General features: G+C 56.6%; 8 protein-coding genes and 2 tRNA genes. 8 read left to right on the plus strand and 2 right to left on the minus strand.

Annotated elements, in window-relative coordinates; genetic code table 11:
• Positions 1-839: 839 nt before the first annotated feature.
• The 3 genes from AUC60_RS26370 to AUC60_RS26380 all read left to right on the plus strand — a co-directional run bounded on the left by AUC60_RS26370 (position 840) and on the right by AUC60_RS26380 (position 5,093).
• On the plus strand, positions 840-2,177 hold the full coding sequence (locus AUC60_RS26370; protein WP_087274370.1) for an OprD family porin: 1,338 nt from the start codon (positions 840-842) through the stop codon (positions 2,175-2,177).
• Positions 2,178-2,348: 171 nt separating this feature from the next.
• Positions 2,349-4,064 carry a proline--tRNA ligase gene (locus AUC60_RS26375; RefSeq protein WP_087274371.1) on the plus strand — a complete coding sequence of 572 codons (1,716 nt, stop codon included), beginning with the start codon at positions 2,349-2,351 and terminating at the stop codon, positions 4,062-4,064.
• Between the two features lie 75 nt (positions 4,065-4,139).
• Entirely contained in the window at positions 4,140-5,093 is a 954-nt protein-coding gene (locus AUC60_RS26380) for a hypothetical protein (protein ID WP_087274374.1), read from the plus strand.
• Between the two features lie 138 nt (positions 5,094-5,231).
• Here AUC60_RS26380 and dinB read toward each other — a convergent pair whose 3' ends face one another.
• Entirely contained in the window at positions 5,232-6,293 is a 1,062-nt protein-coding gene (gene dinB / locus AUC60_RS26385; RefSeq protein ID WP_087274376.1) for a DNA polymerase IV, read from the minus strand.
• A gap of 260 nt (positions 6,294-6,553) precedes the next feature.
• Here dinB and AUC60_RS26390 point away from each other — a divergent pair.
• The 4 genes from AUC60_RS26390 to AUC60_RS26405 all read left to right on the plus strand — a co-directional run bounded on the left by AUC60_RS26390 (position 6,554) and on the right by AUC60_RS26405 (position 11,288).
• A tRNA-Met gene (locus AUC60_RS26390) sits at positions 6,554-6,630 on the plus strand.
• Positions 6,631-6,907: 277 nt separating this feature from the next.
• Positions 6,908-6,984 (plus strand) — tRNA-Met (locus tag AUC60_RS26395).
• Positions 6,985-7,311: 327 nt separating this feature from the next.
• The gene (mprF, locus tag AUC60_RS26400; protein WP_087274378.1) at positions 7,312-9,954 is read left to right on the plus strand and encodes a bifunctional lysylphosphatidylglycerol flippase/synthetase MprF; all 2,643 of its coding nucleotides are present in this window, start codon (positions 7,312-7,314) and stop codon (positions 9,952-9,954) included.
• Positions 9,954-11,288, plus strand: coding sequence for a virulence factor family protein (locus tag AUC60_RS26405; protein WP_087274380.1), 1,335 nt, complete (start codon positions 9,954-9,956; stop codon positions 11,286-11,288). Before mprF ends, AUC60_RS26405 begins: the two co-directional genes overlap by 1 nt.
• 208 nt (positions 11,289-11,496) lie before the next feature.
• Here the strand turns inward: AUC60_RS26405 and AUC60_RS26410 are convergent, their stop codons facing one another.
• Positions 11,497-13,395: a potassium transporter Kup gene (locus AUC60_RS26410; protein ID WP_087274382.1), complete on the minus strand. Its 1,899-nt coding sequence runs from the start codon at positions 13,393-13,395 to the stop codon at positions 11,497-11,499.
• Between the two features lie 272 nt (positions 13,396-13,667).
• Between AUC60_RS26410 and rimO the strand changes: the two genes are divergently transcribed.
• Positions 13,668-15,011, plus strand: coding sequence for a 30S ribosomal protein S12 methylthiotransferase RimO (rimO, locus tag AUC60_RS26420; protein WP_087274386.1), 1,344 nt, complete (start codon positions 13,668-13,670; stop codon positions 15,009-15,011).
• Positions 15,012-15,236 lie beyond the last annotated feature (225 nt).

A 15,236-nucleotide genomic window follows, 5' to 3' on the forward strand; every position in this document is an offset into this window, starting at 1 on the left:
GGCAAACGACAGTACCGCACGCACCAGCAAATACCACCACGCTCGCCAAACGCCCTTTTTCTGCACACGACGCCCCGAGCTATCATTTTGATATCTGTTACATATCGCTACAGATGAAGTGCCCCGAACTAGCGACCCCAAATCCAGAAAAAAGAATTACGTCACGTAAATGAGACGGCGCGGCGCCGAACACAATCCAGAGACAAGAGCCGAGATCCACTTTAAGGCATTGAAGACAGCACCTGCACCAAAACGACCCACCGCTCTACCCCCACCGGACGACTCACTGGCGTTCTACCCACTGGAAGCGCGCAGAGGTAACGCTACAGAACGCCACATCCGGGATCTCTGTAAGAAAAGCCAGCGAAGCTCGAAAAAACATCTATATTTTTACCCTTATATTTCAATGGCTTATAAAAATATTCGAAGGTAAATCCTAGTTTTTTCACATTTTTTTCTCATTCCGCTAAGCTTTGTGCACGGTTGTTGCTAAGTTACTGATCAAGGTTGATCAGTCTTCTGGCGGAAAACAGAAGAAGGGCAATCACGAAAGGCGGAAGAAATAATCCACGCAAGGAAGGCGAAGCAGTGCATAGGCCTTGTATCTCGATGATCCCATCGGTCGAGATGCGGCCTTCTTGGAAGGCTGTGTATTTGCGACATGGATCGTGAGTGTTTGCGACAGGGCTGTAAAGATTTTGCAAGGTTAGGTCTGTAACTATAGCCACCATTGTCAGCGCGATATAACTTTCGCCGACACCAAAAAGAAAGAGCCGTCCAGATAAAAAAACAGGTGGACGGCGGTACTCTTCTCTTAAAAACCAAAGGAGCAAGTCACAATGAGAGTGATGAAGTGGAGCGCAATCGCACTGGCCGTTACGGCTGCCAGCACCCAATTGGCAACGGCTGCACCATTTGTCAGCGATCAGGCTGATGCCAAGGGTTTCATTGAAGGCAGCACGCTGGACCTGAAGGCTCGCAACTATTATTTCAACCGTGACAATCGGAGCGGTGGTAATGATCAGCGTGATTGGACTCAAGGTTTCTGGGGTAACTTCAGCACTGGATACACTCAGGGCACGGTTGGCGTTGGCGTTGAAGCGTTCGGTTATTGGGGCCTGAAGCTTGATGGCCAGGACCAGTACGCTGGCTCCGGCAACCTGAGCCTGGACCGCGACGGCCATAACCGCGATGAGCAGGGCAAGCTCGGTGGCGCTGTTAAATTCCGCGTTTCGAAGACTGAATTGAAAGTCGGCGACATGCAGCCTACAAGCCCGGTCTTCGCAGTGGGCGGCTCCCGCCTCTTGCCTCAGACGGCTAGCGGCATCAGTCTGCAGAGCAGCGAGATAGCAGGTCTGGACGTTGAAGCAGGTCACTTCTACTCCGGTACCAGCCAGAACGACAACAGCCACGATGGCGGCATCTACTCCACCTATTCAGGAATAGAAGCAAGCTCGGCCGACTTCGCAGGCGGCAAATACGCAATAACCGACAGCCTCGGTGTAGCGTTTTACGCGGCCAAGCTGGAAGACATCTGGAACCAGTACTACGCCAACGTGAACTACGCGTTGCCGTTGACTGATGATCAGTCCCTCGCGTTCGATGCCAACATCTACCGCACCACAGATGCCGGTAGCGCTAAGGTCGGCGACATCAGCAACACCGCGTTCTCCGGCTCGGTCGCTTACTCGTTCGCAGCCGCTCACACTGTTACCGTCGCGTTCCAGAAGGTCAATGGCGACACTCCATTTGACTACATTGGTATCGGCGACAATAACAAGGGTGGCGACTCGATCTTCCTGAACAACTCAATCCAGTACTCTGACTTCAACGGTCCTGGAGAGAAATCCTGGCAAGCTCGCTACGACCTGAACATGGCTCCGTACGGCGTGCCCGGCCTGAGCTTCATGACTCGCTACATCAAAGGTTATGACATCGACGGCACTGGCTTGGCAGCTAACTCCCAGTACCGTAATAGCGATGGCGATCCACTCTACGGTGCAGACGGCAAGCATCACGAGACTAACCTTGAAGCCAAGTATGTCGTTCAGACCGGTCCAGCCAAAGACCTGTCGTTCCGTATCCGTCAAGCATGGCACCGCGCCAATGATGACCAGGGTGAAGGCGACGTTAACGAGTTCCGTCTGATTGTCGACTACCCGATCTCGGTCCTGTAATCGCAACTCAGTCTGTCGCTCAAGAAACAGCCCGGCTTAGGCCGGGCTTTTTCATACATGGGTTAAACAGATTTCGCTGCAATCCTGAGAGCCTTGCGGCCTGTACGGGACTAGACACTGCCCGTACAATGCCCAGTCATTTCCAGTCACAGCAACCGACAACGGCCAACCATGCGCACCAGTCAATTTTTGCTCGCCACACAGAAAGAAACCCCTTCCGATGCGGTCGTGATCAGCCACCAGCTAATGCTGCGTGCAGGCATGATTCGCAAACTTGCTTCCGGCCTGTACACCTGGCTGCCCATGGGCTTGCGTGTATTACGCAAAGTCGAAGCCATCGTTCGTGAAGAAATGGACGCTGCGGGCGCACTGGAAGTACTGATGCCTGGTATCCAGCCCGCAGAGTTGTGGCAAGAATCCGGCCGCTGGGAACAGTACGGCCCTGAGCTGATGCGTCTGACCGATCGGCACAACCGTGATTTCTGCCTGGGCCCGACCCATGAAGAAGTCATCACCGATCTGGCCCGCAATGAGCTTAATAGCTATAAACAGCTGCCGATCAATCTGTACCAGATCCAGACTAAATTCCGCGACGAGATTCGCCCGCGCTTTGGCTTGATGCGTGGCCGCGAGTTCGTCATGAAAGACGCGTACTCGTTCCACGCTGATCACGCTTCGCTGCAGGTCACCTACGATCGCATGCACCTGGCGTACTGCAATGTGTTTTCCCGCCTGGGTCTGAAATTTCGCCCGGTTGAAGCCGATAATGGCTCAATCGGTGGCGCAGGCTCACACGAGTTTCACGTGCTGGCCGAATCAGGCGAAGACGACATCGTGTTCAGCGATGGCTCCGACTACGCTGCGAACATCGAAAAAGCCGAAGCCGTTCCACGCGAAACCAGCCGTGGAGCTGCAACTGAAGAGCTGCGCCTGATCGATACTCCAGACGCCAAGACCATTGCGCAACTGGTGGAAGGCTTCAATCTGCCGATCGAGAAGACCATCAAGACCTTGGTGGTTCATGCAGCCGAAGAAGGCAAGCTGATCGCCCTGATCATTCGTGGCGACCACGAGCTCAACGAAATCAAGGCTGCCAAACTGGAGCAGGTTGCCAGCCCGCTGGTCATGGCTTCCGAAGCCGAACTGCGTGCTGCCATCGGTGCCGGTGCAGGCTCGCTGGGCCCACTCAATCTACCACTGCCTTGCATCATTGACCGTTCGGTTGAGCTGATGAGCGACTTCGCCATTGGTGCAAACATTGATGACAAGCACTACTTCGGCGTGAACTGGGAGCGCGATCTGCCTGTGCCGACCGTTGCCGATCTGCGCAACGTAGTGGCGGGCGATCCTAGCCCGGATGGCAAAGGCACACTCGAAATCAAACGCGGCATCGAGGTCGGACATATCTTCCAGCTCGGTACCAAGTACAGCGAAGCCATGAAGTGCCAGGTCCTGGGCGAGAACGGCAAACCGGTCAACCTGTCCATGGGTTGTTACGGCATCGGCGTGTCCCGCGTAGTGGCTGCCGCCATCGAGCAGAACAGCGATGACAACGGCATTATCTGGAATGACACACTGGCGCCTTTCCAGATCGCGCTGGTACCGCTGCGCTACGAAACCGATGCAGTACGGGAGGCGACCGACAAGTTGTATGCCGAACTGACCGCCGCAGGCTTCGAAGTGCTGCTCGATGACCGCGACAAGAAAACCAGCCCGGGCAACAAGTTTGCCGACATGGAGCTCATTGGCATTCCACATCGCATCGTAGTCAGTGATCGTGGCCTGGCCGAAGGTAATCTGGAATACAAGAGCCGGACCGAATCCGAAGCCCAGGCCCTGCCGGTTGCCGAGGTGCTGTCCTTCATTCAGGGTCGCGTTCGCCGCTGAGAACTGATTAGCGCCCATCGCTCGGTGGGCGCTACCTGTTCCAGTAATGACGCGCCTTAATCCGCAAGAGATCTCATGTTCAAGCGATCCCCCTTCAACCTAGGCTGCGTGATTGTCTGCGCCACCCTGGTCAGCGGCTGCGCCAACCAACTGTCGCAACGTAGCGAGCACGAAGAACGCATCGAGCGCAAACTGCTCTCGCACAGTGTACAAATCGACCTCGGCGAGCCCAAAACCCTTGAGCTTCCGCAGCGTCGTGTGCGCATCAATGAAAAAAGGACCTTTGAGGTCACCGAATTTGAAGTAACCCGTCTTTACGATCGATACACCCCCTATCAGCCATGGCGGGAAATCTACGAGATACCGCTCGGTGCAGTGGCGGTCGTGGCCGGCGTTGGCGCCAACGTGGTTAACGTATTTGCGCTGGGCCGCCTGCCGGACAGCGTGACCAAAGACTGGATCAATTACGGCGTTGCCGGACTCAACCCATTCATGAACGCGCCCTCCCACGGCCGTGCTCAACAGAACCTGGCCGGCATTAACGAAGTTCAGCGCGACAAAAGAATCGAAAACTCGACGCTGCCGTGGAACGAACGCCCGGTGACGGTCAGGGCCGGCTCTCAGACTCACGAGCTGACCACAGACCGTAATGGCATTTTACGCCTGAGCCTGCTGGACAGTCCGTTTGCGGAACAGGATCTGAGTCATGTCACACGTCTGTATCTGAGTGTCGAAGATGATCAGGACAATACCCACTCCAATGCAGACCTGGTGGTCAGCCGTACGCTGCGCGGCAAACTGATCGAAGCTCACGGTCTGATTTATGACGACCTGGAGGATGATGAGGTCAGTCAGTGGGTTTACCGAGTCAAGCGCCTTTCTGATCTGGGTCTGGAAGAAGAGGCCAGCGATCTCGAACAGAGCCTGATCGAAATGACGCGAGACGATCCGCAGTTGCAGCAGGAGTTTTTGAAATCTCTGGCCAAGGATGCGGGTCGACTGGTAGCGGATCCCGGCGCGGACAAATAACCTGAAGCGCTCTGCTTTTCTGTAGGAGCTGCCGAAGGCTGCGAGGCTTTTATCCTGACACACCGCCAACGCAGCCTTCGGCAGCCCCTACGAGTCACCAGTTCGTTTCGTGATCGCGCGGCGATCGGACAAAAACGCTCAGCGCGAAAACAGCTCCAACTGCTCGTGCGCTTTTCGCAAATCATGCAAACGTACACCGATCCCCAGCAAACGGACTGGCTTGCCGCCCCGGGCAAATGCCTGAGTGAGCAGATGCTCGAAACTGTCCAGATCCCGACCTATCCCTGACTGCTCAAGTGTCGTCTGGGTGAAATCGTGAAACTTTACTTTCACGAACGGTTTTCCAGGCCGGTACTGCCCCTCCATCCGCTCTACCCGTCCGTTTAAGGTTTCCAGCAGCTCTGGAAGCTTTCTCAGGCAACTGGCCAGATCAGGAAGATCGGTGTCGTAGGTATTTTCCACGCTTACAGACTGACGCCTGCTGTCATTTTGAACCGGCCGCTCATCAATGCCACGAGCCAGCCCCCACAGACGCTCGCCGAATGAGCCAAACTCTCGCACCAGTGCCAGCTTTTTCCAGTCGCGTAAATCACTGCAACTGACAATCCCCAGCCTGCCCAACTTATCGGCAGTCACTTTGCCAACACCGTGCAGCTTGCTGACCGGCAATTGCGCAACGAAGTCTTCGACCTGATCGGGGGTAATCACGAACAACCCGTTGGGCTTCTTCCAGTCGCTGGCAATTTTGGCCAGAAATTTATTGGGTGCAACGCCAGCCGAGACAGTGATGTGCAACTGGTTGGATACCCTGCGCCGGATATCCTGTGCAATCCTTGTCGCACTGCCAGAAAAATGGCTGGTATCGGACACATCGAGATAAGCCTCATCAAGCGAAAGCGGTTCAATGAGGTCGGTGTAGTCACGAAAGATGGCCTGGATCTCTTTGGACGCTTCTTTATAAGCATCCATTCTCGGCTTGACGATGGTGAGGTCCGGGCACAGCTTCAATGCGTGACGCGAAGACATCGCCGAGCGTACGCCGTAGGCCCTAGCCTCATAATTGCAGGTCGCAATAACGCCTCGCCGATCTGCAGAGCCGCCCACGGCTAAAGGTTTGTTAGCCAACCGAGGGTCATCGCGCATTTCGATGGCTGCATAAAAGCAGTCACAGTCGACATGGATGATTTTTCGCTGCGTCATGTGGGCGTTTTGCGATAGGCGTGGTCGACCAGTATCTCACTCGTGTCGATATGTGACATCTCATGATGTACACACTTAAAAGAAATTGATGCGATCACGTCGCTACCGGGAGCAGACATATTGCCTGACAGGCCCACTCAGCATGGCCTGCAGCCTGTCCAAGCGGTCAAAAACCGGCGCTAAGCGATTGAAGGAAAAGCAATTTTAGAAAATTAACAATTGACAGCTTAGCGATCCTCTGTAGAATGCCGCCACACAGACGCGGGATGGAGCAGTCTGGTAGCTCGTCGGGCTCATAACCCGAAGGTCGTCGGTTCAAATCCGGCTCCCGCAACCAAACATCAAAAAAGGCTACTCGAAAGAGTGGCCTTTTTTGTGCCTGTCATTTGAGAGTGGTACGCGACCAGAAACTGGATCAAGCATTTGGCTGATGTAATCGCCACTCGAACTCCTAACCCGCCCTCTGATCTTGCCAACCCGCCGCAATGCGACGAGCAAAAATCTTTACGAGTCCGGCACTTAAATCTCCAACCCTCCAAACCAAACTAATTCGCCGACTTTTCTCATTAAAGGTTGACACCTCGTCGTTCGGCTGTAGAATGCCGCCACACAGACGCGGGATGGAGCAGTCTGGTAGCTCGTCGGGCTCATAACCCGAAGGTCGTCGGTTCAAATCCGGCTCCCGCAACCAAACATCAAAAAAGGCTACTCGAAAGAGTGGCCTTTTTTGTGCGCGACACAAAATAGCGCAAGTCTTTGGCATAGATCGAAATTCCCCCTCTCCCTCGCTCCCCCGCACGCCCTCCTTGTAACGTAATATTACAAAACGCGACAGTTTTACACCGTTCTGCCGATAGCTGTTTAATAGCTGAACTGTTGCTGAACAGCTACATGAACGAACAGGCTCCATTCGCTCGTTAGACGATGACGCGCTAACATCTCGAAATATTTTTTGCGTAGGGATTGGTAACTTGGCTGTATACCTCCATTCTGTCGCGCACGATCCAAGGAGTGATTGATGCGCGCCAACCCGTCAGAACCGAACGAAGCAGTTACGGCGAATCAACCCATCCAGCCTGCCCGGCTCAAGTGGCTCGAGTTGCTGAGTAAATATCGCCAGCCAATTGGGCTGGGCGTTACGCTTCTACTATTCGCCGTGGCCTTGATTGCTTGCCGACACATGTTGAGCGAGCTCGACCTCTATGCACTGCAAGACTCATTATTGAGCGTGCCTGCTCCATCGTTGGCGGGAGCGGTGTTAGCAACGGTCGCCGGTTTCGTCATTCTTTTGGGCTATGAATGGTCCGCCAGTCGTTATGCGGGCGTTAACCTGCCAAACAAAACACTGGCCATGGGCGGTTTTACTGCGTTCGCCATTGGCAATGCTGTCGGCTTGTCGATGCTGTCCGGCGGCTCGGTACGCTATCGTCTGTATTCGCGCAAAGGCATCGGCGCGGTCGAAGTAGCGCGCATGACGCTGTTCGCCAGCCTGTCTTTGGGCTGCGCCCTGCCGCCACTGGCAGCCATCGCAACCCTGAGCAATCTGTCCGGTGCATCGCTGGCACTGCACACCCCCGTGGACTTGCTGGCAGCCATCGCCATTGGTGTGCTGGTACTGACAGGCGTATTGGCCGTTGCGGTCTACCGCCGCCGCCTGCCCGAACAAACGATCCCGCATACCCTGCTAGTGCATGCCGGACGCCGGACACTGCGACTCCCTGGCGTGAACCTGACGCTGATGCAACTGGTGATCACCGCTCTGGACGTCGCTGCAGCTGCCACTGTTCTGTATCTGCTATTGCCGCAATCGCCCCCCTTCGGCGCGTTCCTGCTGGTTTACCTGCTGGCATTGGCCGCTGGCGTACTTAGTCATGTACCGGGTGGCGTCGGGGTTTTCGAAGCCATCCTGCTCGCGGCATTCGCCAATGAACTGGGTGCCGCGCCGTTGGCTGCAGCGTTGCTGCTGTATCGGATGATTTACGTCGTCCTGCCATTGTTACTGGCTTGCCTGGTGCTGTTGTTCACCGAAGGTCAGCGCCTGCTGCCGACCAAACAGGCGATGCGCGTTGCCTCGGGTCTGGCTGCACCGATTCTGGCGCTGCTGGTGTTCCTTTCTGGCGTCGTGCTGCTTTTTTCTGGCGCTACTCCTGAAATCGATACCCGCCTTGAAGACCTGGGATTTCTCATCCCCCATCGCCTGATCAACCTTTCGCACTTTGGCGCCAGCCTGATTGGCGTCCTGTGCCTGCTCCTGGCTCAAGGACTGCGCCGGCGCTTGTCTGCTGCGTGGATGCTGACGGTCATTTTGCTACTGGCAGGCGCGGCCCTGTCGATGCTCAAAGGTTTCGACTATGAAGAAGCCACGCTGCTGATTCTGACCGCAGGGCTATTGGCAATTTTCCGCCGCTCGTTCTACCGACCCAGTCGTCTGCTGGAACTGCCGTTCTCCCCGCTATATCTGGTAGCGACCCTTTGCGTACTGGGCGCATCGTTCTGGCTACTGCTGTTTGCATATCAGGACGTGCCGTATAGCCACCAACTGTGGTGGCAGTTCACTCTGGATGCGGACGCGCCTCGCGGACTGCGCTCGGCCCTGGGCAGCGCGGTACTGTTGATTATTGTCTCGCTCACTTGGCTGCTACGCACGGCACGACCGGTTATCAAGCTGCCAGACGCTTCCGAACTGGCCAAGGCCGCCGAAATCGTCAATGCCTCTTCACAGCCCGATGGCGGGCTGGTGCTGACGGGCGATAAAGCCGTGCTGCTGCACCCGGAGGGCAAAGCATTTCTGATGTATGCCCATCGTGGTCGCAGCCTGGTTGCGCTATATGATCCGATTGGTCCGACACAGCAACGCGCCGAACTGATCTGGCAATTCCGTGACCTGTGTGACGTTCACCACGCACGACCAGTGTTCTATCAGGTCCGCGCGGAAAACTTGCCGTTCTACATGGACATCGGTCTGACCGCGATCAAGCTTGGTGAAGAAGCGCGGGTCAACTTGCGTAGCTTCGACATCGAAGCCAAGGGCAAGGAGATGAAAGACCTGCGCTATACCTGGAATCGTGGCGGGCGTGATGGCTTGTCGCTGGAGATCTATGAAGCCGGCCAGGCGCCACTGGATGAGCTGAAGGTCATCTCCGATGCCTGGCTGACCGGCAAGAACGTCCGTGAAAAAGGTTTCTCGCTAGGACGTTTCAGCCCTGAGTACCTCAAGCATTTCCGCATCGCGATCATCCACTTCGAAGGCAAGCCGGTAGCGTTCGCCAACCTGCTGGAGACCTCGCGCCATGACCTGGCCAGTCTTGACCTGATGCGCGCCCACCCGGACGCACCGAAGCTGACCATGGAGTTCATGATGGTCGGGCTGATTCTGTATTACAAAGAACATGGCTACGAACGTTTCAGCCTGGGCATGGTGCCGCTGTCGGGTCTGCAACCACGCCGTGGCGCGCCCCTGACTCAGCGTCTCGGGTCCATGGTGTTCCGTCGTGGCGAACAGCTCTACAACTTCCAGGGCTTGCGTCGCTTCAAGGACAAATTCCAGCCTGACTGGGAACCACGTTATATGGCCGTGCCCGCCGGACTCGATCCGCTGGTGGCACTGGCTGACACCGCCGCCCTGATTGCGGGCGGCCTGACTGGATTGGTGAAACGCTGATGATTCAACGCTACCGGCGCATTTTGCTCGCAGCACTGCTGATTGTTTTGGTTCTGGTTCTTGGGGTCTGGCTGTGGAGCCGCCCTGCCCCACCTGCAACACTGGACCGCTCGGCACTGACCGACGGCTCAGCGCTGACCGATGTCACGCCCGGCAGCCGAACCAAGGTTCGTGTCGCATTGGCAGTCACCGCAGACAACCTACTGTCAGACAAACAATTGCAGGCCCTGAGCCAGGACGCTTCTGCCCGGATCATTCAGGTTGTACTGCCCAAGGACGACTGCACCCTGCAGCAGAAGACCTTCAATGAAGCCCTTGGCAAACTCGATGAAGCGCCAACGGTTGTTGCCGGCATTGGTCCAGGCGCGACTTTGGCGTGGCGCTGGCTCGCGGGACAGGACAACGACAAGGCTGAAGCCATTTCGGTAGGCTTTTATCTGGAACAACCCTCTCAACCGGTCAAGCCGCTTGAGCCAGACGAAACACCTCCGGTCATCTGCGACGTGCCACTGCCCAAGACGGCTCCACACGGTCACTGGATGGTCGCTTGGAACGATGCGCCGGACGATGAACCCGCGGCATTCGTGCGCGATCAGGCTAACGCCGATACCAGCATCAGCGATTACGACATCAAGCTGCCGCAAGTCCTCAACAGCGAACTGCGTCGCAAGCTGGTCGGCGAAGACGACAAAGGCGGCGGCCTGGGTATTCCTGTCGTAGAAGTGCCTGCCGCACAACCTTCGGACACCGTGACGCTGTTCCTGTCTGGTGACGGTGGCTGGCGTGATCTGGACAAAGTTGTTGCCGGGGATATGGCCGGGATGGGCTATCCAGTCGTTGGCATCGACGTGCTGCGCTACTACTGGGAACACAAATCCCCTGAGCAGACCGCCACTGACCTGACTGAACTGATGCAACACTACCGGCAAAAATGGGGCGCCAAGCGCTTCATTCTGGCGGGTTACTCATTTGGTGCAGATGTACTGCCCGCCGTTTACAACCGCTTGGCGCAAGAGGATCAAGACCGCGTCGACGGCATGATCCTGCTGGCCTTTGCACGCACCGGCAGTTTCGAGATTCGCGTCGACGGCTGGCTGGGTGCAGCGGGCAAGGATCTGCAGACAGGTCCGGAAATGGCAAAATTGCCGGGCGACAAAGTGCTCTGCGTCTATGGCGTGGAAGAGACAAAAGAAAGTGGCTGTACGGACACCACGGCTGTCGGCGAGAAGCTGCAACTGCCTGGCGGTCACCACTTCGACGAAAACTACCCGGCGCTTGCCAAGCGCCTGATTGCTTTCATCAATAAGCGTCAGGGCAAGACTCAAGCGCAGTAAAACGCTTTTGGCAGCCCAAAAAAATCCCCGTCAGCTTTTAGGCTACGGGGATTTTTTGTTGTGGAGTTTGGCCGGGTAAATCCGAATCCCTGTTGAAGCGAGGCTTGCTTGCGACCCCGTGGACTCAATGGATCAGACCCACCGCTTTAATCTTCCCGGGCAAGCCTGGCTCCAACAGGCGGACACCTGCACGGTGCGTGCCGCCTGACTACATCTCCACCTGCGTCCCCAATTCAATCACCCGATTAAACGGCAGCTTGAAGAACCGCAAATTGCCATTGGCATTCCTGAGCATGAACGCGAACAACCCTTCCCGCCAGCGAGCCATACCAACCATCTTCGACGCAATCACCGTCTCACGACTGAGAAAGTACGTAGTTCGCATCGGGCTGAAATCCAGCTCTTCCAGATGACAAAGGCCAAGGGCAGCAGGAACGTCCGGTTCGTCGATGAATCCGAAGTGCAGGATCACCCTATAGAAACCTTCACCATAGACCTCGACTTCAAACCGCTGCTGCGCAGGCACGCGAGGCGTGTCTTCATACACCACCGTCAGCAACACTACCTGCTCGTGCAAGACCTGGTTGTGCAGCATGTTGTGCAACAGCGCGTGGGGAACTGCATCACTGCGCGCGGTCAGAAACACCGCCGTACCCTGAACCCTGTGCGGTGGCTGAACACGAATACTGCTGATGAAAATCGGCAGCGGCAGCCCGCCTTCGTCGATGCGCTCCACCAATAGCTGTTTACCGCGCTTCCAGGTGGTCATCAGGATAAACAGCACCACCCCGGCAATGACGGGAAACGCGCCACCCTGAATCACCTTCGGCACGTTGGCAGCGAAGAACAGACTGTCCACGAATAACAGCGCCAGTAACAGCGGCACGGCCAGAACGGCAGGCCATTTCCAGAGCAGCAACATCACCGACGAAACCAGAATGGTGGTGCAGAACATGGTCCCGGTCACCGCAACGCCATAGGCCGAAGCCAGAGCGCCCGAAGACTCGAACCCCAGCACCAACAGAATCACACCGACCATCAACGACCAGTTCACCGCGCCGATGTAGATCTGGCCCTGGGCGTCACTGGACGTGTGCTGAATGTGCATACGCGGGATGTAGCCAAGCTGAATCGCCTGCAAGGTCATGGAGAACGCGCCGGAAATCACCGCCTGAGAGGCGATCACTGTTGCCAGCGTCGACAGGCCGATCAGCGGCAGCAAAGCCCAGCTGGGTGCCAACAGATAGAACGGGTTGCGTGCTGCCTCTGGATCTTCAAGAACCAACGCGCCCTGACCGAAGTAATTGAGCACCAACGCGGGCAGCACCAGAGCAAACCAGGCACGGGCAATCGGCTTGCGGCCAAAGTGCCCCATGTCGGCATACAACGCCTCGGCCCCGGTCAGCGCCAACACCACTGCGCCCAGGATTGCGACGCCTATCCCCGGATGGATAATAAAGAAACGCACGGCCCACAGCGGGTTCATGGCGTGCAGTACTTCGGGCTGATGCACGATGCCATTGATCCCCAAGAGTCCGAGCACCACAAACCAGGTCACCATGACCGGCCCAAACAACACCCCGATACGCGCAGTACCGTGACGCTGAATAAGAAACAGCGCAACCAGCACCACCAGCGCCATCGGCACCACCCAGTGGTCGATGCCATCAAATGCCAGCTCCAACCCTTCCATGGCCGACAGCACCGAAATCGCGGGCGTAATCATGCTGTCGCCATAAAACAGCGCGGCACCGAACAGGCCGAAAACCACCATGGTCATTTGCAGTTTCGGATACCGGGTCGTCGCCCGGCGAGCCAAAGCGGTAAGCGCCATGATGCCGCCCTCGCCCTGGTTGTCTGCACGCAGGATGAACGCCATGTACTTGAACGAAACGACCCAGATCAACGACCAGAAGATCAGCGACAGAATGCCGAGCACTGCGTCGTGGGTGACTTCTACGCCATAACCACCCTGAAACACCTCTTTCAGGGTGTACAGCGGGCTGGTGCCGATATCGCCGTAAACCACACCTACTGCGGCTATCAATAGCGCGAAAGGTTTTGACACTGGATGCCCGGTCCCAGCCTGACTGCTTGCTTGACTCATCTACCACTCCTGAAACCTGGGTTTGAACTGCAGAAACACACGACAGTGCTCAGACTCACCCGTACAGATTGCGTGCTGGTGGCTACGCAAAAACCAGACATATTTCGTAACGACGCGAAGCATAGCGCAGCACTCGTCGTAATTCTCTGCATAACACTGGTCAACCGCCGGGCTGATCGCTAGAATTGCGCACTTTTTGATCAGAGGCGCACCAGCGCCCAGCTGTTGCCTCGGCTGCATGCCGAAGCCCACATCTCCGCCGAGGTTAGTCAATGTCCACCGTCACCACGCCATCCGCCCCCAAGGTCGGGTTTGTAAGTCTGGGTTGCCCAAAAGCTTTGGTTGACTCCGAGCGCATCCTCACCCAGCTGCGCATGGAAGGCTACGAAGTCGTCCCGACTTATCAGGACGCCGACGTGGTGGTGGTCAACACTTGCGGCTTCATCGATGCTGCCAAGGCCGAATCGCTTGAAGTGATTGGCGACGCCATCAAAGAGAACGGCAAAGTCATCGTTACTGGCTGCATGGGCGTTGATGAAAGCGTGATCCGTGACGTGCACCCGAGCGTGCTGTCCGTTACCGGCCCGCAGCAATATGAGCAAGTGGTCAACGCCGTACATGACGCCGCGCCGCCGAAGCTCGATCACAATCCGTTGATCGATCTGGTGCCGCCTCAAGGCGTCAAGCTGACACCGCGCCACTACGCGTACCTGAAGATTTCCGAAGGCTGCAACCATAGCTGCAGCTTTTGCATCATCCCGTCGATGCGCGGCAAGCTGGTCAGCCGCCCGGTAGGCGATGTACTCGACGAGGCCCAGCGCTTGGTCAAATCCGGCGTAAAAGAGCTGTTGGTGATCTCTCAGGACACCAGCGCCTACGGCGTCGACATCAAGTACCGCACTGGCTTCTGGAACGGTGCTCCGGTCAAGACGCGCATGACCGAACTTTGCCAGGCCCTGAGTACCATGGGCGTCTGGGTTCGTTTGCACTACGTCTATCCGTATCCGCACGTTGACGAGCTGATTCCACTGATGGCTGCCGGGAAAATCCTGCCGTACCTGGACATCCCGTTCCAGCACGCCAGCCCGAAAGTCCTCAAGCTGATGAAGCGTCCGGCATTCGAAGACAAGACCCTGGCACGCATCAAGAACTGGCGCGAACAGTGTCCGGACCTGATCATCCGCTCGACTTTCATCGTCGGCTTCCCTGGCGAAACCGAAGAAGACTTCCAGTACCTGCTGGACTGGCTGACCGAAGCGCAGCTCGACCGCGTCGGCTGCTTCCAGTACTCACCGGTAGAGGGTGCACCCGCTAATCTGCTGGACGCGGCCATTGTGCCGGACGACGTCAAACAGGACCGTTGGGATCGCTTCATGGCTCACCAGCAAGCCATCAGCGCCGCCCGCCTGCAGATGAAGATCGGCCGGGAAATCGAAGTGCTGATTGATGAAGTCGACGAACAAGGCGCAGTAGGCCGTTGCTTCTTCGACGCGCCGGAAATCGACGGTAACGTGTTCATCGCTCTGGATGACAACAGCACCCTCAAGCCGGGCGACAAGGTAATGTGCCGCGTTACCGACGCAGATGAATACGATCTGTGGGCCGAGACGCTCTGACGCGCCATCGCCTGATGTAGCAAAAAAGCCCTGCCCTTCAAACGGCGGGGCTTTTTTTTGTTTCGAAGGGCTAAGCTAGTCCGTGTGCACTGCTTCTATCGAACAGAATGTAATCCTTTAAGTGAAATGCATTTTCGATAGAAGAGCGCCCCGCGCCCCTGAAACCGCGCTGTCTCGCGGCAAATATTTGACCTGTAGGAGCGCACGAGCACCGCGAGGCCGCGA

It is taken from the genome of Pseudomonas caspiana (assembly GCF_002158995.1).
GTDB classification, from domain to species: domain Bacteria; phylum Pseudomonadota; class Gammaproteobacteria; order Pseudomonadales; family Pseudomonadaceae; genus Aquipseudomonas; species Aquipseudomonas caspiana.

Bases quoted from the DNA above. Each gene is read 5' to 3' on its own strand.
- AUC60_RS26370 (WP_087274370.1), top strand. From the start codon at position 840: ATGAGAGTGATGAAGTGGAGCGCAATCGCACTGGCCGTTACGGCTGCC.
- AUC60_RS26375 (WP_087274371.1), top strand. From the start codon at position 2,349: ATGCGCACCAGTCAATTTTTGCTCGCCACACAGAAAGAAACCCCTTCC.
- AUC60_RS26380 (WP_087274374.1), top strand. From the start codon at position 4,140: ATGTTCAAGCGATCCCCCTTCAACCTAGGCTGCGTGATTGTCTGCGCC.
- dinB (WP_087274376.1), bottom strand. From the start codon at position 6,293: ATGACGCAGCGAAAAATCATCCATGTCGACTGTGACTGCTTTTATGCA.
- mprF (WP_087274378.1), top strand. From the start codon at position 7,312: ATGCGCGCCAACCCGTCAGAACCGAACGAAGCAGTTACGGCGAATCAA.
- AUC60_RS26405 (WP_087274380.1), top strand. From the start codon at position 9,954: ATGATTCAACGCTACCGGCGCATTTTGCTCGCAGCACTGCTGATTGTT.
- AUC60_RS26410 (WP_087274382.1), bottom strand. From the start codon at position 13,395: ATGAGTCAAGCAAGCAGTCAGGCTGGGACCGGGCATCCAGTGTCAAAA.
- rimO (WP_087274386.1), top strand. From the start codon at position 13,668: ATGTCCACCGTCACCACGCCATCCGCCCCCAAGGTCGGGTTTGTAAGT.